The 25,876-nt window shown below is 69.1% G+C and carries 24 protein-coding genes; 17 read left to right on the forward strand and 7 right to left on the reverse strand.

Features of this window, described 5'->3' with window-relative positions; translation table 11 throughout:
* The first annotated feature begins 205 nt into the window (after window positions 1–205).
* Window positions 206–1,969 carry a proteasome ATPase gene (gene arc / locus IEY81_RS00855; protein ID WP_189116551.1) on the forward strand — a complete coding sequence of 588 codons (1,764 nt, stop codon included), beginning with the start codon at window positions 206–208 and terminating at the stop codon, window positions 1,967–1,969.
* A 61-nt stretch (window positions 1,970–2,030) separates the two neighbouring features.
* On the opposite strand, the gene IEY81_RS00860 is transcribed toward arc, so the two are convergent.
* Complete coding sequence (locus tag IEY81_RS00860) at window positions 2,031–3,584, reverse strand: PucR family transcriptional regulator (protein ID WP_189116552.1); 1,554 nt, start codon at window positions 3,582–3,584, stop codon at window positions 2,031–2,033.
* A gap of 118 nt (window positions 3,585–3,702) precedes the next feature.
* On the opposite strand from IEY81_RS00860, the gene IEY81_RS00865 reads away from it, so the two are divergent.
* From IEY81_RS00865 to IEY81_RS00900, 8 genes are all read left to right on the forward strand, one after another.
* Window positions 3,703–4,335, forward strand: coding sequence for a DUF1989 domain-containing protein (locus IEY81_RS00865; protein WP_189116553.1), 633 nt, complete (start codon window positions 3,703–3,705; stop codon window positions 4,333–4,335).
* Window positions 4,299–5,672 (forward strand): amidase family protein, encoded by a 1,374-nt coding sequence (locus IEY81_RS00870; RefSeq protein ID WP_189116554.1) that lies wholly within the window; start codon window positions 4,299–4,301, stop codon window positions 5,670–5,672. Before IEY81_RS00865 ends, IEY81_RS00870 begins: the two co-directional genes overlap by 37 nt.
* A 10-nt stretch (window positions 5,673–5,682) precedes the next feature.
* Window positions 5,683–6,804: an oxidoreductase gene (locus IEY81_RS00875; RefSeq protein WP_189116555.1), complete on the forward strand. Its 1,122-nt coding sequence runs from the start codon at window positions 5,683–5,685 to the stop codon at window positions 6,802–6,804.
* Window positions 6,805–6,812: 8 nt separating this feature from the next.
* Window positions 6,813–7,682, forward strand: a complete 870-nt coding sequence (locus IEY81_RS00880) for a polysaccharide deacetylase family protein (RefSeq protein WP_229787139.1) — start codon at window positions 6,813–6,815, stop codon at window positions 7,680–7,682.
* 195 nt (window positions 7,683–7,877) lie between these two features.
* Complete coding sequence (locus IEY81_RS00885) at window positions 7,878–9,314, forward strand: purine-cytosine permease family protein (protein ID WP_189116557.1); 1,437 nt, start codon at window positions 7,878–7,880, stop codon at window positions 9,312–9,314.
* 56 nt (window positions 9,315–9,370) lie between these two features.
* Entirely contained in the window at window positions 9,371–9,955 is a 585-nt protein-coding gene (locus IEY81_RS00890) for a VOC family protein (RefSeq protein WP_229787141.1), read from the forward strand.
* A gap of 220 nt (window positions 9,956–10,175) precedes the next feature.
* Window positions 10,176–10,379 (forward strand): hypothetical protein, encoded by a 204-nt coding sequence (locus IEY81_RS00895; RefSeq protein WP_189116558.1) that lies wholly within the window; start codon window positions 10,176–10,178, stop codon window positions 10,377–10,379.
* Between the two features lie 20 nt (window positions 10,380–10,399).
* A complete protein-coding gene (locus IEY81_RS00900; RefSeq protein ID WP_165111488.1) occupies window positions 10,400–10,741 on the forward strand; it encodes a hypothetical protein in 342 nt (113 codons plus the stop codon).
* A gap of 288 nt (window positions 10,742–11,029) precedes the next feature.
* Here the strand turns inward: IEY81_RS00900 and IEY81_RS00905 are convergent, their stop codons facing one another.
* Genes IEY81_RS00905 through IEY81_RS00915 form a run of 3 tightly spaced genes read right to left on the reverse strand, consistent with a single transcriptional unit; the run spans window position 11,030 to window position 14,257 of the window.
* On the reverse strand, window positions 11,030–11,656 hold the full coding sequence (locus IEY81_RS00905) for a class I SAM-dependent methyltransferase (protein ID WP_189116559.1): 627 nt from the start codon (window positions 11,654–11,656) through the stop codon (window positions 11,030–11,032).
* A gap of 6 nt (window positions 11,657–11,662) precedes the next feature.
* Window positions 11,663–12,289 carry a GNAT family N-acetyltransferase gene (locus IEY81_RS00910; protein ID WP_189116560.1) on the reverse strand — a complete coding sequence of 209 codons (627 nt, stop codon included), beginning with the start codon at window positions 12,287–12,289 and terminating at the stop codon, window positions 11,663–11,665.
* A gap of 9 nt (window positions 12,290–12,298) precedes the next feature.
* Window positions 12,299–14,257, reverse strand: a complete 1,959-nt coding sequence (locus IEY81_RS00915; protein ID WP_189116561.1) for a DUF2207 domain-containing protein — start codon at window positions 14,255–14,257, stop codon at window positions 12,299–12,301.
* Window positions 14,258–14,367: 110 nt separating this feature from the next.
* On the opposite strand from IEY81_RS00915, the gene dop reads away from it, so the two are divergent.
* From dop to prcA, 4 genes are all read left to right on the forward strand, one after another.
* Window positions 14,368–15,879, forward strand: coding sequence for a depupylase/deamidase Dop (dop, locus tag IEY81_RS00920; protein ID WP_189116562.1), 1,512 nt, complete (start codon window positions 14,368–14,370; stop codon window positions 15,877–15,879).
* Window positions 15,880–15,986: 107 nt separating this feature from the next.
* On the forward strand, window positions 15,987–16,184 hold the full coding sequence (locus IEY81_RS00925; RefSeq protein WP_045550810.1) for a ubiquitin-like protein Pup: 198 nt from the start codon (window positions 15,987–15,989) through the stop codon (window positions 16,182–16,184).
* A gap of 3 nt (window positions 16,185–16,187) precedes the next feature.
* The gene (prcB, locus tag IEY81_RS00930; RefSeq protein WP_189116563.1) at window positions 16,188–17,027 is read left to right on the forward strand and encodes a proteasome subunit beta; all 840 of its coding nucleotides are present in this window, start codon (window positions 16,188–16,190) and stop codon (window positions 17,025–17,027) included.
* A complete protein-coding gene (prcA, locus tag IEY81_RS00935; RefSeq protein WP_189116564.1) occupies window positions 17,024–17,911 on the forward strand; it encodes a proteasome subunit alpha in 888 nt (295 codons plus the stop codon). Before prcB ends, prcA begins: the two co-directional genes overlap by 4 nt.
* Window positions 17,912–17,980: 69 nt before the next feature.
* Here the strand turns inward: prcA and IEY81_RS00940 are convergent, their stop codons facing one another.
* The 3 genes from IEY81_RS00940 to IEY81_RS00950 all read right to left on the reverse strand — a co-directional run bounded on the left by IEY81_RS00940 (window position 17,981) and on the right by IEY81_RS00950 (window position 21,089).
* Window positions 17,981–18,850, reverse strand: a complete 870-nt coding sequence (locus IEY81_RS00940; protein ID WP_189116565.1) for a DMT family transporter — start codon at window positions 18,848–18,850, stop codon at window positions 17,981–17,983.
* A gap of 213 nt (window positions 18,851–19,063) precedes the next feature.
* Entirely contained in the window at window positions 19,064–19,504 is a 441-nt protein-coding gene (locus IEY81_RS00945; protein ID WP_189116566.1) for a VOC family protein, read from the reverse strand.
* 73 nt (window positions 19,505–19,577) lie between these two features.
* Window positions 19,578–21,089 (reverse strand): SulP family inorganic anion transporter, encoded by a 1,512-nt coding sequence (locus IEY81_RS00950; protein ID WP_189116567.1) that lies wholly within the window; start codon window positions 21,087–21,089, stop codon window positions 19,578–19,580.
* Window positions 21,090–21,257: 168 nt separating this feature from the next.
* On the opposite strand from IEY81_RS00950, the gene pafA reads away from it, so the two are divergent.
* From pafA to IEY81_RS00970, 4 genes are all read left to right on the forward strand, one after another.
* Window positions 21,258–22,619, forward strand: coding sequence for a Pup--protein ligase (gene pafA / locus IEY81_RS00955; RefSeq protein WP_189116568.1), 1,362 nt, complete (start codon window positions 21,258–21,260; stop codon window positions 22,617–22,619).
* Window positions 22,620–22,827: 208 nt separating this feature from the next.
* Window positions 22,828–23,805 carry an FKBP-type peptidyl-prolyl cis-trans isomerase gene (locus IEY81_RS00960; RefSeq protein ID WP_189116569.1) on the forward strand — a complete coding sequence of 326 codons (978 nt, stop codon included), beginning with the start codon at window positions 22,828–22,830 and terminating at the stop codon, window positions 23,803–23,805.
* Between the two features lie 52 nt (window positions 23,806–23,857).
* Entirely contained in the window at window positions 23,858–24,814 is a 957-nt protein-coding gene (locus IEY81_RS00965; protein ID WP_229787143.1) for a helix-turn-helix transcriptional regulator, read from the forward strand.
* Window positions 24,811–25,848 (forward strand): helix-turn-helix transcriptional regulator, encoded by a 1,038-nt coding sequence (locus IEY81_RS00970; RefSeq protein ID WP_189116571.1) that lies wholly within the window; start codon window positions 24,811–24,813, stop codon window positions 25,846–25,848. The genes IEY81_RS00965 and IEY81_RS00970 overlap by 4 nt, the downstream gene beginning before the upstream one ends.
* Window positions 25,849–25,876 lie beyond the last annotated feature (28 nt).

A 25,876-nucleotide genomic window follows, 5' to 3' on the forward strand; every position in this document is an offset into this window, starting at 1 on the left:
CGTCTCCCGAGCCCATCGCCGACGTCGTTCCGGAGACCGGCACCGACGTCGACTGAGCCGGTTCCGCGGCACACCGCGGCCTGGGCCGTGCCGCGGGTCGACACGAACCGGTCGATGTCGACTGAATAGTGTCCAACACCGATAAATCTCTCCCCTCTCCTACCCCTCAGCCTTGTAGGGTCGAAGAAGTAGAGGAGGTGTGCTGATGTCGACATCCGATGGATTCCAGTCCGAGGGGCGCAGCCCCGAGGAGCTCGAGAGTCATGTCCGTTTCCTCGAAGCTGAGGTGACCGACCTACGGCACAGACTGACCGAGATGCCGGGATCTTCGCGTGGCCTGGAGGCGCGGCTCGCTGACGCGCAGCGCTCCCTGGCCGCCGTCACGTCGCAGAACGAGCGACTCACCGTGACGCTTCGTGACGCCCGGGACCAGATCATCAAGCTCAAGGAGGAGGTCGACCGGCTGGCCCAGCCGCCGGCAGGCTTCGGCACCTTCATCGAGCGCAACGACGACGACTCGATCGACGTCTTCACCGGTGGGCGCAAGCTCCGGGTGACCGCGTCGCCCAACGTCGATCTCGACGATCTCCGGTATGGCCAGGAGGTCATGCTCAACGAGGCGCTCAACGTCGTCGCCGCGATGGAGTTCGAGAAGGTCGGCGAGGTGGTGATGTTCAAGGAGCTGCTCGCCGACGGCGAGCGCGCCCTGGTGATCGCCAACGCAGACGAGGAACGGGTCGTACGCCTGGCCGAGCCGCTCCTGCAGGACTCGATCCGTGCAGGTGACTCGCTGCTGCTCGAACCACGTTCGGGATATGTCTATGAGAAGGTCCCCAAGTCCGAGGTCGAGGAGCTCGTCCTGGAGGAGGTGCCCGACATCGCCTACGACTCGATCGGCGGCCTCTCCGGCCAGATCGAGCAGATCCAGGACGCGGTCGAGCTTCCCTATCTCTACCCCGAGCTCTTCATCGAGCACCAGCTCAAGCCACCGAAGGGCGTCCTGCTCTATGGTCCTCCAGGTTGCGGGAAGACCTTGATCGCGAAGGCCGTCGCCAACTCTCTGGCTAAGAAGGTCGCCGCGAAGACGGGAGCCGACGGCAAGTCCTACTTCCTCAACATCAAGGGCCCCGAGCTTCTCAACAAGTACGTCGGTGAGACCGAGCGCCACATCCGCCTGGTCTTCCAGCGTGCCCGTGAGAAGGCCGCGGCCGGCACCCCGGTGATCGTCTTCTTCGACGAGATGGACTCGCTGTTCCGCACCCGCGGCACCGGCGTCTCCTCCGACGTGGAGAACACGATCGTGCCCCAGCTCCTCTCCGAGATCGACGGTGTCGAGGCCCTGGAGAACGTGCTGGTCATCGGTGCCTCCAACCGTGAGGACATGATCGACCCGGCGATCCTGCGGCCGGGCCGTCTGGACGTGAAGATCAAGATCGAGCGTCCCGACGCCGAGGGCGCGCGCGACATCTTCTCGAAGTACCTCGTGCCCGACCTGCCGCTGCACCCGACCGACGTGGCCGAGTTCAACGGCGACAAGCAGGCCACGGTCGACGAGCTGATCCGCACCACCGTGGAGCGGATGTACACCGAGTCCGAGGAGAACCGCTTCCTGGAGGTCACCTACGCCAACGGTGACAAGGAGATCCTCTACTTCAAGGACTTCAACTCCGGCGCGATGATCCAGAACATCGTCGACCGGGCCAAGAAGATGGCGATCAAGTCCTTCCTCGACTCCGGCGAGGACGCCGGCCAGAAGGGTCTGCGCGTGCAGCACCTGCTCCAGGCCTGCGTGGACGAGTTCAAGGAGAATGAGGACCTCCCCAACACCACCAACCCCGACGACTGGGCCCGCATCTCCGGCAAGAAGGGCGAGCGGATCGTCTTCATCCGCACCCTCATCACCGGCAAGCAGGGCACCGAGCCCGGCCGTTCGATCGAGCAGGTGTCGAACACGGGTCAGTACCTGTAGCCCTCGTTCACATCTGGATCGGCCCGCCCCTGAGCAATCGGGGGCGGGCCGATCGCTCTGTTCAGATGAGCGCGTCCGCCTGCAGGGCGAGAAAGAGGTCGACGCGACCGTCGGTGGTTCGGACGTCGCGTCGGGTGAGCTCTGCGAGCTTGGTCAGGCGGTTGCGGAGCGTGTTGACGTGGATGTGCAGCCGCTCGGCCGTGGCCCCGTAGTGGCCGTCCAGATCCAGGAAGGCTCGGAGCGTGGACTCGAGGTCGCCGCTGCGATCTTGTTCTCGGAGATCGCCCAGGACGCCGGCCGAGAACCGTGCGAGCGTCTCGCGGTCGAGCATCGAGACCAGCAGCCGGTGGCTGTGGACGTCGCCGAACTCCTGGACCACGGGGCCGCCCGTGTCTGCCTGCATGGCGCGGCAGGTCTCTCGTGCCTGCAGCAGAACGGCGCCGAGACCGGTGGAGTTCGGGCTCACGCCGCCGATCGCGACCAGCACCCTGCCGGAGCCGTGAGATCGGAACAGCCTGCGCTGCAGCTCCTCGGCTACCGCGCGGAGGGAGGCCCGCTCAGCCCTCGGCCACGAGACGAAGGCGATCGTCTCCCGTGATCCGCCGACCACCAGAGCCGCGAGTCCCTGGTCGAGGAGGAGGTCGGTCACCGCCTCGGCGTCGTGGGAGACCTGCCCCGGGGCTGCGGACGGTCCGGCGACGGCTAGGGCCGCGACCGGGCTGGTGGGGTCGACACCGAAGGCGCGGAGCCGCTCGGCCACGTCGGCCTCGCGGCTCGATCCTGCCTGCACCATGTCGAGGACCTCTGCGGCGAAGCGTTGCTCGATCGCGTGCACGGCCTGCTGCTTGGCGACTTCGAGGCTGAGGTACGTGCCGGCTTGTTCGAGCGCGGCGACCTCGTCGGGCGTCAGGTCCCGGTAGGGCCGCAGGCAGAAGAGGCCCGCCTCGACGTCGGCGACGGCTGTGACGAGAAAGATCGCGGCGGACGTGCCGTCGAGATCGGCCTCGAGAGGCGGTGGTCGGCGGGTCAGGGCGCGGGTCGCGTCCCGGAGCTGGGTGGGGGAGAGGTCTGCGCTTGCACTCGCGAGCTGGCGGCCCGTGCGGTCTACCACGACGAGCGGGAGGTCGTGCTCTCGGCGTACGACCTGGAGGATCCCGGCCGCTCCGGCACCTCGCGTGATCGCGGAGGCCAGGGCACCGGTGCGTCGCACCGTCCCCGACAGATCGCTGAGGCGCGACTCGGCGAGCAGTGTCGCCGCCGCCCGCGTCACCGCGGTGAAGGGCACGTCGACGGAGATCTCCGCGAGCGGCATGCCGACGGATCGGCACGCCTCGATCAGGTCAGCGGGTGTGGTGGGCGACTCGCGGCGCAGTCCGAAGACGATCCCGGCAGCGTCGGCGCGATGCACCGCGGCGACGAAAGATCTCGGGTCCGTCTCGTCGAGCCAGACTCCGTTGGTGAGGACCAGCTCCCCGGGGCGTACGTAGGGGGCGGGGTCGGCGAGCTCGGTGTTGTGCAGCCACAGCAGTTCGCGGTCCGCGCCCTCACCGTCGCCCGGGACGAGCAGGGTGAGTTCGAGCTCTGCCTGCTGCAACAGGCGATTCAGCGACAGCATGGATGTGATTATCCACCGCTTCAGGGCAGATGTCTGTCGACATCTCCAGTGACCGGGCACGGTTGCCCCTGGTTGTCTTGGCGACTCGACCAGCACGGCGCATGAAGGGACCTCGCTCGTGGACGCCATCACCCTTGTCGCACGCACCGGCCGAGCCATCCGGCTCGGCGCGGGCGACTCGATCGCCATCGTCAACCTGTTCGGCCAGCAGGTGGTCGACACCTGGGCTGTCAGCGCCATCGATCCGACGACCGTGCTCTCGATGGCGCACAGCCGCATGGCGAACGGGCGGCTCGCGGTCGAGGCGGGCGACACCCTGGTCGGCTCCGACCGGGAGCCGATGCTGACGCTCGAGTCCGACACCTCCGGAGGTCGCCACGACACGCTGATCCCGGCGTGCGACCCGGCTCGATACCGACAGCTCGGTGTCGTCGGTCACCACGCCAGCTGCGCGACGAACTTCCGCGACGCTCTCCAGGCGCTCGCGGTTCCCGTACCGAGCCAGGTACCACAGCCGCTCAACCTGTTCATGAACGTGCCCGTGGCGGGCGATGGCTCCTTGGGCATCGAGCCCCCGACGAGCCGGCCGGGTGACCGCGTCACGTTGCGTGCCGTCCAACCGGTCGTGGTCGTGCTCTCGGCCTGTCCTCAGGACCTGGCGCCGACCAACGGCGCCCATCACGAGCCCCGCGACGTCGAGCTGTGGCTACGGCCGTGCCCGGACCACACCGGCGGGCGGCCGTCGTCATGATCGCCGAGCTGATCTCGCGGTTCGGCCGGCTGGAGGACACCCCGACCGGCGTGGTCGAGGACCGTCTCCGGCGCGTCGCGGACGACGAGCACGTCTTCACGAGCCTCATGCCGGGTGCTGCGCGCGAGCAGGCGGCGGCATCCACCGAGCGGTGGCGGGACGGGCGACCCGCCGGGCGCCTCGACGGCCTCCCGGTCGCGGTCAAGGACTGCATCGACGTCGCCGGGACGCCTACGACGAACGGCTCGCTCGTCGATGCCGAAGCATCGGCCACCCGCGACGCGGGGATCGTCCGAGCACTCCGGGCGAGCGGCGCCATCGTGATCGGGAAGGCCAACCTCAGTGAGCTCGCCTTCTCCGGGATCGGGACCAACCCGCACTTCGGATCACCCGTCAACCCGCTGTCGCGCGACGAGCCGCTGATCACGGGCGGGTCCTCCTCAGGGTCCGCGGCCGCCGTCGCCTCCGGCCAGGTGCCGCTCGCCGTCGGCACCGACACCTCGGGATCGGTCCGGGTGCCGGCCGCGCTCTGCGGGGTCGTCGGCTACAAGGCATCCGAAGGACGTTTCCCCCGAGATGGCGTACGGACGCTGTCGCCCACTCTGGACAGCATCGGTGTCCTCGTCCCGACCGCGGCCGATCTCGTCGTCGTCACCGCGGCGCTCGATCCGTGCGTCGGCTCGCCCGGTCCCCGCGCACCCGGCCCGGTACGTCTCGTGGTCCCGGAGGACGAGGTGGTCGCGGACGTCGCGCCCGAGGTGGCTGCCTGGTTCCGGGGCGCGGTCGAGGAGCTTTCCGTGCTCGACGACGTTCGCGTCGAGCGACGTCCCCTCCCCGTGCTCGCCGCGGCTCAGGAGCTGATGGATCGCCACGGCACCCTGGTCGCGGCTGAGGCTTTCTGCGGCTACGGCCGACTCCTCGACGGCACGTCGGCGGGCCTGCTCGATTCGGCGGTGGTGCGGCGTCTCCGGCTCGCGTCCCGGGTGGTCTCGACCGTCGGGCCGGTACGTGCGCACATGACCACGTTGCGCGAGCGGGTGGCCGCCGAGCTCGATGGCGGGCTGCTGCTGTGCCCCACCGTCCGCGATGCCCCACCCGCGGTGTCGCTGGTGACCGCCTCCGCGGACGTCTTCGATCGGTGGAACGCCCGCATCCTGCGTACGACCATGCTGCTCAGCTATCTCGGCATGCCGGGTGTGAGCGTGCCCCGAGGAGACGGTCGGCGGCGGGGCCTCGGCCTTCTCGTCTCCGCCCCCGACGGCCACGACCGCGCTGTCATCCGGGCTGCCCAGCTGATCGATGACGCGCCCACGAATCCCCATCACGTCAACAGATAGGAACCGACCCATGACCGACACCCCTGATCTCCACCCGGCCCTTCAGTCCGGCTCGCTGGGCTCGATCGACCTCGGCAACCGGCTCACGGTCGCACCGATGACGCGTCTCTCCGCGACACCGGCGGGCGTGCCGACGGAGCTGATGGCTGACTACTACGCGGAGTTCGCGTCCGGCGGCTTCGGCCTGGTCATCACAGAAGGCATCTATCCCGATGCGGCCTACAGCCAGGGCTACCTCAACCAGCCGGGCCTGGTCACCCAGGAGCACGTCGCGGGCTGGCGAGTCGTCACCGACCGAGTGCACGCAGCGGGCGCCAGGATCGTCGCTCAGCTGATGCACGCCGGTGCTCTCTCGCAAGGCAACCCGCACCGTACGGAGACGCTCGCACCGTCGGCGGTCCAGCCGCTCGGCACCATGATGCGGGCGTACGGTGGCAGCGGTTCGTGGCCGCTGCCGCGCGAGGCCACCAGCGATGACATCGCGGAGGTCGTCGAGGGCTTCGCGGCTGCGGCCCGCAACGCCGCCGAGGCCGGTTTCGACGGCATCGAGGTGCACGCGGCCAACGGCTATCTGCTGGACCAGTTCGTCACCGAGTACACCAACCTGCGCACCGACGGGTACGGCTCCTCGACCGCCAACCGCATCCGGTTGACGGCTGAGGTCGTCGAGCGCCTCGTCGCGGAGGCACCCGAGGGCTTCCTCGTCGGCGTCCGGATCTCGCAGACGAAGGTCAACGACGTGGTCTACCGCTGGTCGGGCGGCGCCGAGGACGTCGTTGTCATCGCCGAGGCCCTCGCCAAGGCCGGTGCCGACTACATCCACGTGGCGAGCGAAGGACGGTCCTGGTTCGAGACCGCCCGGCTCGAGGACGGCTCGACCGTGACCGGCCTGGCTCGGGAGGTGTCTGGGCTCCCGGTGATCGCCAACGGTGGGATGCACGACCGCGACCAGGCCGAGCGGGTGCTGCACGACGGGCACGCCGACTTCCTTTCGATCGGCCACGTCGCGCTCGCCAACCCGGACCTGCCGAACCGCTTGGCAGCCGGTGACGAGCTGGCCGACTTCGACCCGGCGATGCTGCGCCCGAGTGTCACAATCGAGTCCAGCAACCGGTGGCGGCGAGCGGGATGAGCATGGATGTGGACAGTGGTGCATGGCGCGGGTCGGCAGCCGCAGTGGCGACGTTGACCTTCGACGTCGACGCCGAGACTCCCGTGCTCGCAGCCGGTGGTCGCTACTCCCGGCATCTGACCACGATGTCCCACCAGGCGTACGGGCCGGATGTGGGGGTGCCGCGGATCCTCGACCTGCTCGACGAGCTCGAGGTGCCGGCAACGTTCTTCGTGCCCGGTTGGGTGGCCGAGAGGCGTCCACACCTGGCGGCGAGCATCGTCGAGCGGGGCCATGAGGTGGCGCATCACTCCTACAGCCACCAGACCGCGACGGACATGACGGAGCAGGCGCAGCGCGACGACTTCGAGCGCGCGCTGTCCGTCTTCGCGAGCCAGGACATCGAGGTGAGCGGGTATCGCGCTGCCATGTGGCAGACGACCGCCACCACGATGGAGCTTCTGGCCGAGCACGGTCTGTCCTACGACTCCTCGATGATGGCCGACGACCGGCCCTACCTGCTCAAGCTCGGTGACACCGATGTCGTGGAGCTTCCGGTCCACTGGTCACTCGATGACTGGGAGCAGTACGCCTTCCTGCCCGAGCCGTTCGTGGGCGGTCTGATCGAGGCGCCGTCGAAGGTCTTCGACATGTGGCGCGACGAGCTCGAAGGGATGAGTGCGTACGGATGTCTGTTCAACCTGTGCCTGCACCCGTTCCTCACCGCCCGTCCGGGCCGACTCGCCGTCGTGCGCCGGCTGATCGAGTGGGCCCGCGAGCGGGGCGACATCTCCTTCGAGAGGTGTCGTGACGTCGCGGCTCGCGTCGCGGAGGTCGGTGGCGTACGTGAGGTCCGTCCGGACCGCACGGAGATCGACCCGGACACCTATCCGGACTGACGTTCCAGCTTCACCGAGCAGGCCGTTCAAAGGCGCCCGGCGGGATTCCCGCCGGGCGCCTTTCTGCTGTGCTGGCGGACGGACCCACGACGGGTGAAAATGTACATCGGGACCGCGCGGATCCTGTGTGAATGTCCACTGACTGCTCGGCTGGGCCGGTGGTTCAGTGGCGGTCATCACACCAGGAGGACCACCATGAACTATTCGCCTTCGGCCCCGCCCAGCGACAGTGAGGCGGTGCCGTTCGATGCCCACGGCATCGGCCCCATCCCCGCCGAGTCCCGTGACTCGACCCCGTCTGAGCAGTTCTGGATCTGGTTCGGCGCGAACCTGGCGCCGGTCAACTGGGTCCTGGGAGCTCTCGGGATCGTGCTCGGCCTCAGCCTGGTCGAGACCATCCTCGTGGTGGCGATCGGAAACCTCTTCGGCTGCGCGCTCTTCGGGCTGTTCAACGTCATCGGCCACCGCACGGCCGTGAACCAGATGGTGCTCGGCCGGGCCGCCTTCGGGCGACGCGGGAGCGTCGTACCCGGCCTCATCCAGGGCCTCCTCACCATGGGGTGGGTGGGCGTCAACACCTGGGTCGTCCTCGACCTCGCGCTCGGCGTCCTCGCCGAGCTCGGCATCGAGGGCGGCACGGTCCTGAAGTACGTTGTCGCGGCCATCATCATGCTGACCCAGCTCGGCCTCGCGCTCTACGGCTTCTACGCCATCCGTACCTTCGAGAAGTACACCGTGCCGGCCACTGCGGTCGTCATGGTCATCATGACCGTCGTCGCGCTCTCGCAGGTGAGCATCGACTGGACCACCGGCCAGGCGACGACCACGACCGACAAGGTCACCGCGATCACCCAGCTCGTCACCGCGATCGGCGTCGGCTGGGGCATCTCGTGGATCCCCTACTCGGCTGACTACAGCCGTTTCGTACGCAAGGGCGCGACCGACAGGTCGGTGTTCTGGGCAGCGGCCGCCGGGATGTACGTCCCCACCGTCTGGCTGGCTGTGCTCGGCGCCTGCCTGGCCAGCGCCGGCAACGGCGGCGACCCCGCCGAGCTGGTGATCGCGACCTTCGGTGTGCTCGCGATCCCGGTCCTGCTGCTGATCATGCACGGACCGGTCGCGACCAACATCCTCAACCTGTACTCCTGCTCGCTCGCCGCGCTCTCCGTCGGCGTCCGGGCTGCGCGGTGGAAGGTCACCCTCGTCGCCGGCGCGGTCGCCTCTGCGGTGCTCGTCGTGTTCGTCAGTGCTGACAGCTTCGCGCAGGCCTTCGACCACTGGATGCTGTCGATCCTGGTCTGGATCAGCCCGTGGGCGGCCGTCGTGGTCGTGGACTTCGTCGTGATCCGCCGAGGTCGCCTCGACGTAGCTGATCTCTACCGTGACGGTGCGGACTCACCGTACGGCTCGGTCAGCAAGGCCGGCATGGTCAGCCTCGCCCTCGGCATCTTCGCCGGCTGGGCCTGGCAGTACGGGATGGTGCCCGTCATGCAGGGCCCGCTGGCCCGGCTGATGAATGCCACCGACATGTCCTGGCTGTCCGGCGGGCTGGTCGCGGGTGGGCTCTACCTGGTCCTGGCGCGCCGTGCGGTGGCTTCCGAGACCCTGGGCATCGTCGAGGCGGCCAGATGAGTGCGTTTCCCACCACCCGGCCCCGCGGCCGACCCGGTCGAAAGCGAGAGGATCACATGTCCGAGCCCGACGTCTTCCCCCAGGTGCTGAGCGCATCAGCGATGAGCAACACCTTCCTCGGCAACCTGATCGAGGTCTGCTTCGCCACCGAGGACTACCTGCGGACGATGCGAGGAATGGTCCGTCTCGGTATCGGTCCGTGGCGTGTGTACACGTTCGACGGGTCGACGGTGGCTGACCGGGAGTACGGCGGTGAGCCCGCCGACTGGGCGCTCAAGGTCGCTTTCGCCGACGTCGGCGACGTGGCCTTCGAGATCATGCAGCCGTTGTACGGCCCCTCGATCATCCGCGAGTTCCTGGACAGCCATGGCGAGGGAGTCCATCACCTCGCCTTCGACTGCGGGGAGGCCGCATGGGACAGTCGGGCCGAGGAGTTCGCTCGTCGTGGGTTCCGGTGTTCCCAGGCCGGAAGGTTCATGGATGCCAACGCGTTCGCGTTCTTCAGCACCGAAGGTGCCGTCACCACCACGTTGGAGACCTACTCGATCCCCGATGGATTCGAGTGGCCCGAACCCGAGGAGTGGTTTCCCGGGCCTCCTCCCGCTGGTGAAGCTGCGGTGGTGCGGGCGCAGCGCAGCTAGACCCGCTCGTCGTCCGGTGCGGTCTGGGCTCGCCTGGAAACACCTCGGTCCGGACCTAGTCTACCTGAGCCTGTTCGCGTTCGTCGCCTGGGGCCGGCTCGACCTGCAGCCGTTCTAGGCTCGGCACCGCCCGCGCCGATCGGTATTCGGCTGCGGGTGGAGCCTCGGCCGACTAGTGTTTGACCGTTCGTGGGACGAGCCTGCGAGTGTGGGGAGCTTGATGGCAGCGTTGTTGTTGGTAGTCGTCGGAGCAGCGCTGCTTCTGGCCGTCCTCGCGGTCGTGGTCCTGGTCGTGGTGCTGGCCCGGTCCGGTCGAGCGCGGCCGGAGCAGGGGTTCGACCTGCACCATCACCCGCGAGTGCCGGCGAACGCCGAGCAACCCAGCAGCCAGCACGACACCGGGGACACTGGCCCCGACTTCTGATGTGAATAAGGTTGATCGACGTGGCAGACGAGATGGGTCGTAAAGACATCGAGGCCGGGTTGGAGACCCGCCATGAGCTCGGGGACGCGTTCGACGCCGAGCTGGTCGCCGGCTTCGCCGACCGCATCGAGAAGACCGTCCAGGAGCGCGTAGGCGCCACCGCTGCGGCTCGCACCCTCGCCGAGCGCAACGAGTCCCGCACCTCGGTCTTCCAGTTCGTCCTCGGCGCCGGATCGGCCGTCGCCGGCATCCCGATCAGCATCACCCTCGGCGTCACCGACAACCTCGGGGCCCTGGTGGTCTCCTGGGTCGGCATCGTCGGCGTCAACGTCGCTCACGCGCTGCGTACGCGCAAGCGCTGAAGCAAGATCGCCGACTCGGCGCATCTGCCCCGCTATAGATCGCCGAGTCGGCGCATCTGCCCCGCTGAAACTCGTCGAGTCGGCGCGTCAGCCCCGAGTGGTCGAAGCGGTGCGTACGGCTCTGGGGCAGTTGCGCCGACTGGGCGTGTGTGGGTGGGGCAGTTGCGCCGACTCGGCGTACGTCGGCGGGGCAGTTGCGCCGACTGGGCGTGTGTGGGTGGGGCAGTTGCGCCGACTCGGCGTACGTCGGCGGGGCAGTTGCGCCGACTCGGGGAAGGTTGGACAGATTTACGACGGGAGGGCTGCCCGGCCCGCGGACAGATACCCCCACGGCCGCGAGACGGTCGGGCCGGGGAGGTAGGACTGGTCGAGATGCTCGAGCGTGAAGCCGCCGGACTCGACGAGGCGGGGGATGTCGCGGGTGAGGTGGCAGCCGCCGAAGAGGCGCTGCTGGAGACCGTCGAGGCGGTGCTGCCAGCGGGCGACGGCGGGGTCGGGGGAGAGGCCGTGCTCGGCGAAGCCGACGGTGCCGCCGGGGCGGAGTACGCGGCAGAGCTCGGCGAGGGCACCGGCGACGTCGGGGATGGTGCACAGCGAGAACGTGACCAGGGCGGTGTCGACGGAGGCGTCGTCGAGGGGGAGCCGGGCGCCGTCGAGGCCGACGCGGGTCACCGGGACCGATGACTCTGCGCGGCGCGGCGCCGAGAGCCGCCAGGCGACGTCGGAGGGCTCGACCGCGACGATCTCGGTGACGGACGAAGGGTAGAGGCCGATGTTGCTCCCGCTGCCGAAGCCGATCTCGACGACCCGACCGCGCAGCCCCGAGCAGGCCAGGTCACGCAGCGGGCGGAGCTGCGGGATGCCGCAGGTGCGGTCCACGATGTGTGGCACGACCCGCTGCTCCCACAGTCCCATGGAAGGTCATTCTTCCATCTCGCCGGTCCACTGGACCCCCATCAGCCTCGAGTCCTCACCCTCGACGAGCGTGGTGAAGCCGATGCGCTGATAGAAGCTGATCGCGCGGGTGTTGCCGGCGCCGACGCCGAGATGGGCGCCGCGTACGCCAGCGACGTGGAAGGCGCCGAGCATCATCGCGATCAGCTCCTTGCCCACGCCCTGGCCCTGGGCGCGGGGGAGCAGGTTGATGTGCAGGTGGGCGGGGTAGTCGGTGAGGATCTCGGCCAGCATCCGCGGCGGCCGGTGGATCTGGGAGCGGAGCCGCGCGTTCCAGTCGGTGCGGTCGTGGTCGGGGCCCGGGTCGGGGTTGACGACACGCAGCGCCGGCCACCAGTCCTCCTCGCACTCCTTCTCGAAGGCACGCGTGAACGGGGTGCCGACGACGTAGCCGACCACACCCTCGGAGTCGACGGCGACAAAGCCGAGTCCGAGACGGAGCACGATGTAGGGCGCCGCGTAGATGTTCCCCGGCAGCCGCGGGTCGTCGTAGAACTCGGAGGCGTCCTCACCCGACGCTGCCGTCTGCAGGCAGATCGAGAAGAGGTCGTCGAGGTCGTCGGCGGTGGCCCGCCGGATCTCAGGAGTGCCCATGGTCCCACTTCACCATGACCCGCCACCGCCGTCGCCGCCGCCTCCACCGCCGCTGAATCCGCCGCCCCCACCGCCGCCTCCGCCGGAGTAGGAGAAACCGCCGCCCGAGGACGACGACCCGCCGCTGCTGAAGGCCGAGGAGGCCTCGTAGGAGCGGATCGCGGAGCCCACGGACCGTTCGAAGTCGCTGGTCAGAGCCGAGACCAGACCCAGGCCGTCGCCGTCGGTCGCGGTGAGGTGACGGTTGAGGGTGTGCTGGTCGTAGGGGAGGTACGCCGGTACGGCGACTGTGGCGACGCCACTCGCGACCCGGAAGCGCCGCGACCATTCACGCGTGAGCCCGAACGCCACGGCCCAGGGGAGAGCGGAGTCGTAGCGTGCCTGGTCGCTCTGGAAGTCGTCGGCCCGCTCTCGCAGCGACTGCCGGAACCCGGCCACCTGCGCTGCCAGGTCTCGACCTGCCGCGGTGCGTCGCAGGCCTGCGCCGGGAGGCAGCATCGGTAGGACCAGCACCGCGAAGAGACCAGGCACGAGCACCCAAAGCGTGGTGTCGTTGGGACGCAGGAAGGCCAGCACGACGGCCGCGATCACAGCGAAGGTGAAGCCGAGCCTGCAGAGGAAGGGATCGACGGCCTCCTCGAGCAGCTTCTCGCCGATCGCCCACTCCCGCAGACCGTTGCGGGTCTTGATCTGTGCGTCGTAGAGCTTCCTCGCCGAGCGCTTCGCCGCCTTCGTCTTCTTGCGAGCGCCGATCGCCCCTCCGCCGATCGATCTCACCTTCGTGGTGACCGGGTCGACCCCGTCCCAGGAGAGGTCGGTGTCGACGGCGACCCGCCAGCCGTTGTTGGTCGATCGGAGCGCGACCACACCGCGTGAGGCGGCGTAGAGCACGCTGGAGGCGAGCAGGTTCGGCGTGGCCCTCTTCGACAGCAGGTACGCGGCCTGCGCAGGCCCCACGCCCTCTGGCGCGATCGTCCGGGGCTGCGCCTGCGGCAGCGGATCCCGGGCGCGCACCAGCACACAGACGGCCGGCACGGCGAGCCCGAGAGCCAGCGCGAGGATGACGGCGGCCAGGGTGCGGTCGGTCCCGAGCACCGCGTCCCACTCCTGGGACCAGGGCAGCTCGTCAGCGGTCACCAGCGGCGCGGCCATGTCGACTCCCGCGCGCAGGGTGACCGGTGTGCCGGGCTCCAGCGCTCCGGTGGCGATCTGCAGCTCTGTGCTGCCCTCACCGCTCACGCTCGCGCAGCCGCCGGGTGCGCCGGTGCCGACGGCGCAGCGTACGTCCCTCGACGAGGCCGGGAGGGTGACGGACAGCGACGCCTTCTCGATCGGCTGCCGCCACCCCGACGGGACCAGGTTCCAGTAGAACCTGGACCCGTCGGCGTCGGGCAGCAGAACATCAGGCACCTCGTACTCGATCACGTACACGTGCTCGCCGGCGGGCAGCCGGTTGTACTCGTCGCCGATCCGCAGAGTGGTGTAACGCCCGGACCACCCTCGGCGGGTGATCTCGGTGTCGTCGAAGGAGGGGCTGTAGCGCTCCGCCGCTCGAAGCTTCCCCTCCTCCTCGCCGTACTGCGCGATCAGGTCGGCCAGGTCGTCCTCGAACAGGCTCGACCGTTCGCGGGCCAGGTCGAGACGCTGATCCAGAGTCAGCTGAGGATCGACCTCGACCTCCACGGCCTCGGGCACGCGCCGCAGCCCCGGCGCGTTCGGGTCGCGCGAGTCGAAGAAGCGATAGATGCCGTGGCTCTCGGAGTCGGGGAAGTCGACGGTGACGGTCTCGGTGACCCTCATCCGGCCGAGCTCGTCGACGACGAACTCGCCGCGGTAGTCGGTGATCGTGGTGCCCTCGGCGACCTCCTCGCCGTCGCCGAGACCGACCTGTGCGGCGGCCAGCGGCCACAGCACGAGCCCGGCGAGGACGAGCACTCCGATGACGTACCCCAAGACACGACGTCTCACTTGCGGTCTCTCTCCTCACAGTGCCGCTCAGCCGAACAACGGCGACCAACCTCAGCGTGGCGCGTGGATGCTCACGTGCCTTCGCACACATGGCCGGTAGCCTTGCGAGCATGAGCGTACGACGGGTGATGGGCACGGAGGTCGAATACGGAATTTCCGTGGCCGGACAGCCTCAGGCGAACCCGATGGTGGCCTCGAGCCAGGTCGTCAACGCGTACGCATCCTCGACCCTGAAGGCGAGGAGAGCGCGCTGGGACTTCGAGGAGGAGTCGCCGCTGCGCGACGCGCGCGGGTTCGACATGTCCCGCCAGGTGGCCGACCCCAGCCAGCTGACCGACGAGGACCTCGGCCTGGCCAACGTCATCCTCACCAACGGCGCCCGGCTCTACGTCGACCACGCCCACCCGGAGTTCTCCTGCCCCGAGGTGACCAACCCGCTCGACGCGGTGCGCTGGGACAAGGCCGGCGAGCAGGTGATGCTCGACGCCTCGCGGGCGGCGCAGCGGCTGCCGGGAAACCCGCAGATCCACCTCTACAAGAACAACACCGACAACAAGGGCGTCTCCTACGGCGCGCACGAGAACTACCTCATGCGCCGGAGCACCGCCTTCGCCGACATCGTCAAGCACCTGACCCCGTTCTTCGTGTCCCGCCAGGTCTTCGCCGGCGCCGGACGCGTCGGGATCGGGCAGGAGCGGCCCAAGAACGGCTTCCAGATCTCCCAGCGCGCCGACTTCTTCGAGGTCGAGGTCGGGCTGGAGACCACCTTGAAGCGGCCGATCATCAACACCCGCGACGAGCCCCACGCCGACCCGGAGAAGTACCGCCGGCTCCACGTCATCCTCGGCGACGCCAACCTGGCCGAGATCTCGACCTACCTCAAGGTCGGCAGTACGTCGCTGGTGCTCGCTATGATCGAGGACGGCTACATCACCCGTGACCTCAGCGTCGACGGCCCGGTCTCGGCGCTGCGCGCGGTCTCCCACGACCCCACGCTGAAGACCTTGATCACGCTCAAGGACGGCCGCAAGCTGACCGGCGTCCAGCTGCAGATGGAATACCTCGACCTGGCCAAGAAGTTCGTCGAGGAGCGCTACGGCTCCGACGCCGACTACCAGACCAAGGACGTCCTGGAGCGCTGGGAGTCGGTGCTCGACCGGCTCGAGCGCGACCCGATGGAGTGCGCCACCGAGCTCGACTGGGTCGCGAAGTACAAGCTCCTGCTCGGCTACCGCGACCGCGACGGTCTGGAGTGGGACGACCCCAAGCTCCACCTGATCGACCTGCAGTACGCCGACATCCGCCCCGAGAAGGGCCTCTACCACCGGCTCGTCCGGGCCGGCCGGATCGAGCGGCTGATGACCGACGACCTGGTCGAGAAGGCGATGCACGAGCCGCCGACCGACACCCGGGCCTACTTCCGCGGCCGCTGCCTGGAGAAGTACTCCGAGAACGTCGCGGCCGCCAGCTGGGACTCGGTCATCTTCGACCTTCCCGGGCGGGAGTCGCTGCAGCGGGTGCCGACCATCGACCCGTTGCGCGGCACGAAGAAGCACGTCGGCGGCCTGCTCGACTCTTCCGAGACCGCCGTCGATCTCTTCAACAGGCTCACCGGCGCCTGAGCGACCGCGTGCCGTTGGACGGCGCATTCGAACGTACGACTTCCTCCCTCAGCGAAATCGTGCAATCTTGCCTCAGGTTTGTCGGTCCTAGTGGATAGGTTGGTGACATGGCACAGGAGCAGAAGCAGCCGAAGAAGTCCTCCGAGACCGAGGAGGCAGTCGAGACCGCGCCCGAGACCGACGTCAACGAGCGTAAGGAAGCGCTGGACTCCGACGTCGACGACATCCTGGACGAGATCGACGACGTCCTGGAGACCAACGCCGAGGACTTCGTGAAGTCCTTCATCCAGAAGGGCGGACAGTAAGAGATGTCGGAGTCCCGCATCCCGGCGGCCTACATGACGCCGGGCACCTCGTCCTTTGCCGATTTCCTGACCGCGCAGTCCCCGGAGCTGCTCCCGCGCCACAACGCGGCCGCGGGCAACAACCTCGGTGACATCGCGCCCCACGGCACGACCATCGTGGCGGCCACGTTCCCCGGAGGCGTGATCATCGCCGGTGACCGCCGCGCCACCCAGGGCAACCTGATCGCCGAGCGCGACATGCGCAAGGTCTTCCCCTCCGACGAATACTCCGCGGTCGGCATCGCCGGCTCTGCGGGGCTCGCGGTCGAGCTGGTCAAGCTCTTCCAGACCGAGCTGGAGCACTACGAGAAGATCGAGGGCACCACGCTCTCCATCGAGGGCAAGGCCAGCCGGCTCTCCGCGCTCGTCCGCGGCAACCTGCCGATGGCGATGCAGGGCCTGGTCGTGGTGCCGCTCTTCGTCGGCTTCGACCCCGACGCGGGGGCGGGCAAGATCTACGGGTACGACCCGACCGGCGGCCGCTACGAGCAGACCGGATACTCCGGCGTCGGCTCCGGCTCGCTCTTCGCCAAGGGTGCCCTGAAGAAGCTCTACCGCCCCGACCTCGACGAGGACACCCTGGTCGCGGTGCTGATCCAGGCGCTCTACGACGCGGCCGACGACGACTCGGCCACCGGCGGTCCCGACCTGTCCCGCAGGCTCTTCCCGCTGGTCCACGTGATCACCGCCGACGGTGGGCGCACCCTGCCCGACACCGAGGTCGCCGCCGTCGCCCAGTCCGTCATCGCCGGGAGGCTCCAGCGGCCCGACGGCCCCATCGCCGAGATTGAGGGTGGCCAGTGAGCACTCCTTTTTATGTCAGTCCTGAACAGCTGATGCGCGACCGCGCGGACTTCGCGCGCAAGGGCATCTCCCGGGGCCGGGCCCTGGTCTCCCTGCAGTACGCCGACGGCATCGTCTTCGCCTCGGAGAACCCCTCCGCGGCGCTGCACAAGGTCAGCGAGATCTACGACCGGATCGCCTTCGCGGCGGTCGGGCGCTACAACGAGTTCGAGAACCTCCGCATCGCGGGTGTGCGCCTGGCCGACATGCGCGGCTACGCCTACGACCGGCGCGACGTGACCGGCCGCGGCCTGGCCAACGCCTACGCCCAGACCCTCGGCACGATCTTCTCCTCCGGTGGCGAGAAGCCCTACGAGGTCGAGCTCTTCGTCGGCGAGATCGGCGACACCGCCGAGTCCGACCAGCTCTACCGGCTCACCTACGACGGCCAGGTCGTCGACGAGCACGGTTTCGCCGCGATCGGTGGCGCGGCCGAGTCCGTCGGGGGCTACCTCAAGGAGCGCTACACCGAGGGCGCCAGCCTCGAGGAGGCCATCAAGCTGGCCGTGGCCGCCCTGGGCCACACCGACACCGACGACCGCGAGATCGCCGCCAAGGACCTCGAGGTCGCCGTCCTCGACCGCACCCGCACCCAGCCGCGCAAGTTCCGCAGGATCCGGCCGGCCACGCTGGTCGAGATCCTCGGATCGGCCACGGTCGGCGCGGCCGCGCAGACCGATAGCAGCGAGCCTCCTGCGGCCGAGCCGGCTCCCGAGGAGCCTGCTGAGAAGCCGGCCGAGAAGCCGGCTGAGAAGCCGACCGAGGAGAAGGGCGCCGACGACGTCCCGCTGGCCCCGCCGGCCGACGACGACGGCGAGCCGCCGATCGCTCCTCCGCTCGACTGACGCCAGAAGCCGGGGAGCCCCGGGCGCACCAGGTGCACCCGGGGCTCCCCGGCTTCGCGCTCCGTCGACCTACGCGAGACCGGCGATCGCGACCAGGATCAGCGCGACCCCGGCGACCGCGGGTCCGGCCAGGCGCTCGCCGAGGACCGCCGCGGCGGCGATCGCGGCGGCGACCGGCTCCATCAGGGTGGCCACGCCGGCAGCGCTGCTGCGCGTGGTGCGCAGACCTGCGTAGAGCAGGCCGTAGCCCAGCGCCATCGTCGCGACGCCCAGGTAGACCAGCCAGGCCCACACCGTGGCCGAGGAGGACACGAACGTTCCCCCGCCGACCAGTGCCAGCGGCACGAGGACGACGGCCCCGGCACCGGTGGCACCGGCGGTGACCAGCAGCGGGCTGCGCCGCTGCGCGAGCGGTCGCCCGACGGCGGTCGTTAGCGCGTAGGCGGATCCGGCGGCGATCGCGAGCAGCACCCCGGTCACCGGCCGGTCGCCGCCGGCCCGGCTGCCGGCGTACGCCGAAGCGAGCACCAGCCCGAACAGGGCGGTCACCAGCACGATGAGCTGTCGGCGCGTCGGCCACCGCCGCGCCGCGACGGCCTCGCCCGTCAGCAGGATCGCCGGAGCGATGCCGATGCTGACGACGGTGGAGACGGTCACGCCGACCGCGACCACGGCGCCGAAGTAGAGCGCCTGGTACAGGCCCGTCGCCACGCCGACGATCACCGTGCGACGGTCGAGGCGAAGCTCGCGCAAGCGGCCGATGATCGCGAGGACGGCGAATAGCGAGACCGAGGCGATCAGCATGCGGTAGGCGCTCACGGTGAGCACCGACATCGGCGTGATCGCGCGGACGATCTGCAGGACGAGGCCGCCGGTGCCCCACAGGATCCCGGCGAGGCATATCTGGATGAGCCCGAAGCGGGCATGGAGAGAAGACATCGAAGTGGCGCTCCAGGTTCGACGAGACGGATGGAAAGCGTCTGGAGCACGCCGAAGAGAGCCGGTCCCCGCGCTCAGCGGTGGATCGGCGCGGCCGCTCCGGTCAGGCGACCGGCGGCGGAAGCAGACCGAGGTGCTTCGAAGTCATGGCTCGCAGTGTTCCACACCCCCCTTCGGGTGTGGCCCGGGGTTTTCGGATGGTGACGTCGTCGGTCAGTCGATCCTGTCCGAGAGCGAGACGACGATGCCCTCCGGGCCACGCACGTACGCCATCCGCACGGTCTCCTGGTAGACACCGACCCCGCCGACGAGGCCGTAGCCGTCCGCGGCGAGACGCGCCAGGACCGCGTCCAGGTCGTCGACCTCGAAGCAGACGTTGCGCAGGCCGAGCTCGTTGGCCATCGCCTCCGGCGATCCCGGAAGGTGGTCGGGTGTCACGAACCGGGAGAGCTCCAGCGCCGTTCCGCCGCCCGGCGGGCGCAGCATGACGATCTCGCACCGTGCGCCCGGGATCGCGCAGACGGTGTCGATGAACTCCCCCTCGACGAAGCCGCGGCCCTCGACCTCCAGGCCGAGACCGACGAAGAACTCCGTGACTCTCTCGATGTCGGCGACGGTGATGCCGACGTGGTCGAACCGCAACGTGTGTGTCATGACTGCCATCCTCGTACTCGCTGGTGTCCAGGTGGGTGCCTTCGAGGGAGGAACGGAGCCCGCGCGCAGTTCTCTACATGCCGCTGAGCTGCCCGGTCAGCCGCTCGTGGCGGTCGGCGCTGGCGGCGTTGAGCCCGATGATGCGTACGGACTTGTTGCGGGTGGCGTACTTGTGGGTGATCGCGTCGAGCGCGGCGACGGTGGAGGCGTCCCAGATGTGGGAGTCGGTGAGGTCGATGACGACGTCGTCGGGATCGGTGGCGTACTCGAACTGGGTGTAGAGGTCGTTGCTCGAGGCGAAGAAGAGCTCGCCGGTGACCCGGTAGACGGCACTCACCGAGCCGTCGGGACCCTCCACGAGCGAGCGGTGGGTGGCGGTCACGTGGGCGACCCGTCGGGCGAAGAGGGTCATCGCGACCAGGACGCCCACGATGACGCCGATCGCGAGGTTGTGGGTCGTGACGGTCGCGACCACGGTCGAGAGCATCACCGCGGTCTCCGAGCGCGGCATGCGGCGCAGGGTGGCAGGCCGGATCGAGTGCCAGTCGAAGGTGCTGACCGAGACCATGATCATCACCGCGACCAGGGCGGCCATCGGGATCAGCGCGACCACGTCGCCGAGCCCCACGACCAGGACGAGCAGGAAGACGCCGGCGAGGAAGGTCGACAGCCGGGTGCGTGCACCGGCGACCTTCACGTTGATCATCGTCTGGCCGATCATGGCGCAGCCACCGATGCCGCCGAAGAGCCCGGTGATCAGGTTGGCGAAGCCCTGGCCGCGCGCCTCGCGGGACTTGTCGGAGGGGGTGTCGGTGATGTCGTCGACGAGCTTGGCCGTCAGCAGCGACTCGAGGAGCCCGACCAGTGCCATGGCGAGCGCGTAGGGCGCGATGATCCGCAGCGTGTCGAGATCGAGCGGTACGTCGGGGAGGAACAGGGTCGGCAGGCTGTCGGGCAGCTCACCTTCGTCGCCGACGTTCGGCACGTCGAAGCCGCCGAGGACGGTGAAGGCGGTGAGCGCGACGATCGCCACCAGCGGAGCCGGGACCACCTTGTTGATCCGCGGGAACCCGACGACGATCGCGATGCCGGCGGCGATCATGGGATAGACCAGCCACGGCACGCCGATCATGTGCGAGACCTGGGCCCCGAAGATGAGGATCGCCAGAGCGTTCACGAAGCCGACCATCACCGAGCGTGGGATGAACCGCAGCAGCCTGGTCACTCCTGCCAGCGCGAGCGCCACCTGGATCAGCCCGCCCAGGAGCACGGTCGCGATGAGGTAGTCGTAACCGTGGTCGCGCATCACCGGAGCGACCACGAGCGCGACCGCCCCGGCCGCCGCCGAGATCATCGCCGGTCGCCCGCCCAGGAACGAGATGGCCACGGCCATCGTGAAGGAGGCGAACAGCCCGACCCGAGGATCGACGCCGGCGAGGATCGAGAACGAGAGCGCCTCAGGGATCAGGGCGAGCGCGGTGACGAGCCCGGCGAGCACCTCGGTACGCAGCAGCCGCGGCGAACGGAAGGCGTCGAGGACGCTCGGCGCAGCGGCGGTGGAGGACGAGGGCGACGGGGACGGCACGAGGGGAAATCCTATGGTCGGAGCACCCTGCGCCCCGCACCGTGAACGGTGTGAGATTCGACCACCCCGGCACCGGCCCGCGGCGTACGTGCCGGTGGACGGAGCGCCGCGCCGTGTCGTACCTGTGATCGTGCCCGGAGTGACCGCCCACCGTCTAGGGTTTCAGGTATGGACAGGCGCATCTTCGGCATCGAGAACGAGTACGGCGTGACCTGCACGTTCCGTGGCCAGCGTCGGCTGAGCCCGGACGAGGTCGCCCGCTACCTGTTCCGCAAGGTGGTGAGCTGGGGCCGCAGCTCGAACGTGTTCCTCCGGAACGGCGCGAGGCTCTACCTCGACGTCGGCTCCCACCCCGAGTACGCCACGCCCGAGTGCGACGACGTGATCTCGACCGTCACCCACGACAAGGCCGGTGAGCGGATCCTGGAGGGCCTCCTCCTCGACGCCGAGCAGCGCCTCCACGACGAGGGCATCGCGGGCGACATCTACCTGTTCAAGAACAACACCGACTCGGCCGGCAACTCCTACGGCTGCCACGAGAACTACATGGTCAGCCGATCGGGGGAGTTCAGCAAGCTCGCCGACGTGCTGATCCCGTTCCTGGTCACCCGCCAGCTCATCGTCGGCGCCGGAAAGGTCACCCACACCCCTCGCGGTGCCGGGTTCGCGGTCTCCCAGCGCGCCGAGCACATCTGGGAGGGCGTCTCCAGCGCGACGACCCGGTCCCGGCCGATCATCAACACCCGCGACGAGCCGCACGCCGACGCGGAGAAGTACCGCCGCCTGCACGTCATCGTCGGTGACTCGAACATGTCCGAGACGACCACGATGCTCAAGATCGCCAGCTGCCACCTGGTGCTGCGGATGATCGAGGAGGGCGTCGTCATGCGGGACATGACGATGGAGAACCCGATCCGCGCTATCCGGGAGATCGCCCACGACCTGACCGGCCGCCGCAAGGTGCGGCTGGCCAACGGCCGCGAGGCCAGCGCCCTGGACATCCAGAACGAATACCTCACCAAGGCGCGCGAGTTCGTCGACCGCCGCGAGATCACCGACCCGACCATGCTGGCCGCCCTCGACCTGTGGGAGCGAGGCCTGAAGGCGATCGAGTCCGACGACCTCTCCCTGGTGGACCGCGAGATCGACTGGGTCATCAAGTGGAAGCTGATCGAGCGCTACCGCGCCAAGAACGGCCTCCCGCTCGGCCACGCGCGCGTCGCCCAGCTCGACCTGGCCTACCACGACATCCACCGCAACCGCGGCCTCTACTACCTGCTGGAGAAGAAGGGCGCGGTCAAGCGGGCCACCACCGACCTGAAGATCTTCGAGGCCAAGTCGGTGCCGCCACAGACCACGAGGGCCCGGCTGCGCGGCGAGTTCATCAAGAAGGCCCAGGAGCGCCGCCGCGACTTCACCGTCGACTGGGTCCACCTCAAGCTCAACGACCAGGCACAGCGCACCGTCCTGTGCAAGGACCCGCTGCGGGCGTACGACGAGCGGGTCCAGCGGCTCATCGACGGCATGTGAAAGGCCAGCCGACAGCGAGCGGAGCGAGCTGTCGGCGTCGGCGTTTGAGATCGAGCAAGCCCCGCTGTCGGGAGCGAAGCGACGCGACAGCGACGGGTGCGTCGAGATCTACGCCCCGTGTCGGGGTGGCTCTAGCATCAGGCAACCACCGTGCGGATATGGTGTGCTCCGCTGTCGTCTCATCTCTCACCTCACGAAGGTTTGCACTGTGCCCACTGCTCCTCGGCCTCGTCTGCGCCACGCGCTGAGCGCGCTGACTGTGTTCCTGCTCCTCCCGGCTCTCGTCGCCTGCGGCGAGAAGGTGACGGGCTACGGCGACGAGACCGTCTCCGGTTTCGAAGGGGCCACGGTCTCCAGCTCGGTCGACAAAGCGCCCACGCTGAAGTGGAAGTCCGCGATCTCCTACCCGAAGGACCCCAAGGTCAAGACCCTGACCGAGGGTGACGGGGAGGAGATCCCGAAGGACCGCGGCGTCTTCGCCAAGATCTACATCGGCAACGCGACCACCCTGGACAAGGACTGGGCCTACGAGAGCCAGGCGCCCGAGGGTGAGGAGCTGCCCGCGGAGAAGCCGTGGAGCACCATCTTGAAGGGCGCCAAGGTCGGCGACCGGATCGAGGCGATCGTCGGCTCGGCCGACCTGCTCGGCGAGGGTGGCAACCCGCAGATGGGCATCGGCAACCACGACACGCTGCTGGTCGTCGTCGACGTGGTCAAGCCGGCCGCCGACAAGACGCCCCACGACGTCGACCCCGCCGAGCTCCCGAAGCTCGTGGAGAAGAACGGCAAGCCGACCGGCTTCGACTTCAAGGGTGTCGAGAAGCCCAAGGCCGACGACGTCCTCAAGCGGGCTGTCGTCAAGGAGGGCGACGGCGAGGAGATCACCACCGACCAGACGGTCACCGCCAACTACCTCGGCATGACCTACGGCGCGAAGAAGCCCTTCGACGAGTCCTACAGCAAGGAGGCCGTGCCGTTCGCCCTCAACCAGGTGGTCGCGGGCTGGACCAACGGTCTGGAGGGCGTCAAGGTCGGCAGCCGTGTTCTGCTGCAGATCCCGCCGGAGCTGGGCTACGGTGCAGAGAAGAAGCCGGGCCAGGGCGGCAAGCCGGGGATCCCGGCCAACAGCACGCTCTACTTCGTCATCGACGTGGTGAAGGCCGAGACGTCCCCGGCGCCGCAGTAGAGAGTCTCTAGGGGGCAAGCACACCGTGGCGGCGGGTAAGACCGAGCGGCTGATGAATCTGCTCATCATGCTGCTGGTGCAGCGCGGCAACGTGTCGAAGGAGCGGATCCGCGAGGTCCTCTACCCGTCGTCCCACGGTGAGGCGTTCGAGAAGATGTTCGAGCGCGACAAGGAGGAGCTGCGCAGCCTCGGCGTGCCGATCGAGACCGGCGTGATCGACTCCTTCTTCGAGGACGAGATCGGCTACCGGATCAGCCCGGAGCAGTTCGCGCTCCCGCCGATCACCCTCGAGGCCGACGAGCTCGCGGTCGTCGCCCTGGCCACCAAGGTCTGGGAGAACGCCTCGATGGCGGAGGCGACCGCGGAGGCAGTACGCAAGCTCAACGCCGCCGGGCTGCAGACCGACGTCTCGGCGCTGGAGATCGTCCAGCCCCGCCTGGCCGCGGAGGAGGGCTCCTTCGACGTCTTCGTCGCCGCGACCCAGGACCGACAGGTCGTCGAGTTCGACTACCGCGGCTCCCGCGCCACCGAGCCGTCCCACCGCAGGCTCCAGCCGTGGGGCGTGGTGCGCTACTCCGGCCGCTGGTACGCCGTGGGTCATGACGTCGACCGCGACGACACCCGCATCTTCCGCCTCTCCCGCGTCCTGGGGGAGGCCCGCGCGGTCGGTGAGGTCGACGCCTTCGAGGTGCCGCCCGAAGTCGACGTACGCGATATCGCACGAGACCTGGCGCCGGCCCCGCCGACGGGGAAGGCCGTCCTCCTGCTGCGGCAGGGGAGCGGCTACGCCTTGCGCCGCGCAGCCGACTCCACCGAGCCCGGGGTCGCCGGCCCCGACGGCAGCCACGACTGGGACCGCGTGGTGCTGACCCGGGTCCCCGCCGACCTGGTCGGCACCGTGCTGGGGCATGGCCCGGATGCGTACGTGGAGGAGCCGGAGAGCCTGCGTCGCGAGGTCGCCTCGCGGCTGGAGAAGCTGGTGGCGCGGCTGGACGAGGTGGGTCGATGAGCGAGCGACAGCACGCCTCGGGCGCGAAGGGCCAGGTCGGCCGGCTGCTGACGCTGGTGCCCTACCTCTACTCCCAGGAGACCGACGTACGCCTCGACAAGGCCGCCGCCGACCTCGGTGTCGAGGAAAAGCAGCTGGTCAAGGACCTGCAGGTGCTCTTCATGTGCGGGCTGCCGGGCGGCTATCCCGACGACCTGATCGACGTCGACATCGACGCGCTGACCGCGCCGGACGGCGACCGAGTCATCCGGATCTCCAACGCCGACTACCTCGACCGGCAGCTGCGGCTGACCCCGACCGAGGCGACCGCCGTGATCGTCGCGCTGCGCGCGCTCCGGGGCGGTGCGGTGAGCGCTGAGACCAAGGAGGTCGTCGACCGCACCCTGGCCAAGCTCGAGCAGGCGGCCGCCGAGGGCGCCGCCGGCAGCGTCGACCCGGGCGAGGAGACGATCGACACCTCGCTCGTCCAGATCCACGCCGCGATCGCGACCGCGATCGACCAGGGCCGCCAGGTGCGCATCGACTACTGGGTCCCCGCCCGCGACGAGGAGTCCTCGCGCGTCGTCGACCCCCGCGCCCTGGTCTCGATCCACGACGTCGAATACCTCGACGCCTGGTGCCACCGGGCCGAGGCGCCGCGCAGCTTCCGGCTCGACCGGATCCGGGGCGCCGAGGTGCTCGACACGCCCGTGGTGGCCGCGCCCGAGTCCGGCGAGCGCGCGGATCTCGCCAGCGAGGCCGGGGCGGAGCGTACCGACGCAGGCACCGTGGTCCGGGTCCGGCTCGCGCCGGATGCCCGCTGGGTGGCCGAGTACTACTCGGTGATCGACCCGGTCGAGCAGCCCGACGGCGGGCTCGAGGTGGGTGTGCGGGTCTATGACCAACGCTGGCTCACCCGGCTGCTGATGCGACTGGCTCCCCATGCCGAGCTCGTCGAGATCGACGGCGAGGACCGGTCGGCCCACGCACAGTTCACCGGATCGTTCGCCACGACTGCACGACAGGCTCTCGGCCTGTACCGTTCGAACGCGTAGACTTCTGGCGTTCCCCCTAGACGTAGAT

Origin of the sequence: Nocardioides luteus, assembly GCF_014648595.1 — a bacterium.
In the GTDB taxonomy this organism is placed as follows: domain Bacteria; phylum Actinomycetota; class Actinomycetes; order Propionibacteriales; family Nocardioidaceae; genus Nocardioides; species Nocardioides luteus.

What these genes read in the sequence shown, in the direction of transcription:
- pafA (WP_189116568.1), top strand. Translation starts at nt 21,258, where the DNA reads ATGGACAGGCGCATCTTCGGCATCGAGAACGAGTACGGCGTGACCTGC.
- IEY81_RS00895 (WP_189116558.1), top strand. Translation starts at nt 10,176, where the DNA reads ATGGCAGCGTTGTTGTTGGTAGTCGTCGGAGCAGCGCTGCTTCTGGCC.
- IEY81_RS00940 (WP_189116565.1), bottom strand. Translation starts at nt 18,850, where the DNA reads ATGTCTTCTCTCCATGCCCGCTTCGGGCTCATCCAGATATGCCTCGCC.
- IEY81_RS00875 (WP_189116555.1), top strand. Translation starts at nt 5,683, where the DNA reads ATGACCGACACCCCTGATCTCCACCCGGCCCTTCAGTCCGGCTCGCTG.
- IEY81_RS00885 (WP_189116557.1), top strand. Translation starts at nt 7,878, where the DNA reads ATGAACTATTCGCCTTCGGCCCCGCCCAGCGACAGTGAGGCGGTGCCG.
- dop (WP_189116562.1), top strand. Translation starts at nt 14,368, where the DNA reads ATGAGCGTACGACGGGTGATGGGCACGGAGGTCGAATACGGAATTTCC.
- IEY81_RS00860 (WP_189116552.1), bottom strand. Translation starts at nt 3,584, where the DNA reads ATGCTGTCGCTGAATCGCCTGTTGCAGCAGGCAGAGCTCGAACTCACC.
- IEY81_RS00890 (WP_229787141.1), top strand. Translation starts at nt 9,371, where the DNA reads ATGTCCGAGCCCGACGTCTTCCCCCAGGTGCTGAGCGCATCAGCGATG.
- IEY81_RS00970 (WP_189116571.1), top strand. Translation starts at nt 24,811, where the DNA reads ATGAGCGAGCGACAGCACGCCTCGGGCGCGAAGGGCCAGGTCGGCCGG.
- IEY81_RS00965 (WP_229787143.1), top strand. Translation starts at nt 23,858, where the DNA reads ATGAATCTGCTCATCATGCTGCTGGTGCAGCGCGGCAACGTGTCGAAG.
- IEY81_RS00945 (WP_189116566.1), bottom strand. Translation starts at nt 19,504, where the DNA reads ATGACACACACGTTGCGGTTCGACCACGTCGGCATCACCGTCGCCGAC.
- IEY81_RS00905 (WP_189116559.1), bottom strand. Translation starts at nt 11,656, where the DNA reads ATGGGACTGTGGGAGCAGCGGGTCGTGCCACACATCGTGGACCGCACC.
- IEY81_RS00925 (WP_045550810.1), top strand. Translation starts at nt 15,987, where the DNA reads ATGGCACAGGAGCAGAAGCAGCCGAAGAAGTCCTCCGAGACCGAGGAG.
- IEY81_RS00910 (WP_189116560.1), bottom strand. Translation starts at nt 12,289, where the DNA reads ATGGGCACTCCTGAGATCCGGCGGGCCACCGCCGACGACCTCGACGAC.
- arc (WP_189116551.1), top strand. Translation starts at nt 206, where the DNA reads ATGTCGACATCCGATGGATTCCAGTCCGAGGGGCGCAGCCCCGAGGAG.
- prcB (WP_189116563.1), top strand. Translation starts at nt 16,188, where the DNA reads ATGTCGGAGTCCCGCATCCCGGCGGCCTACATGACGCCGGGCACCTCG.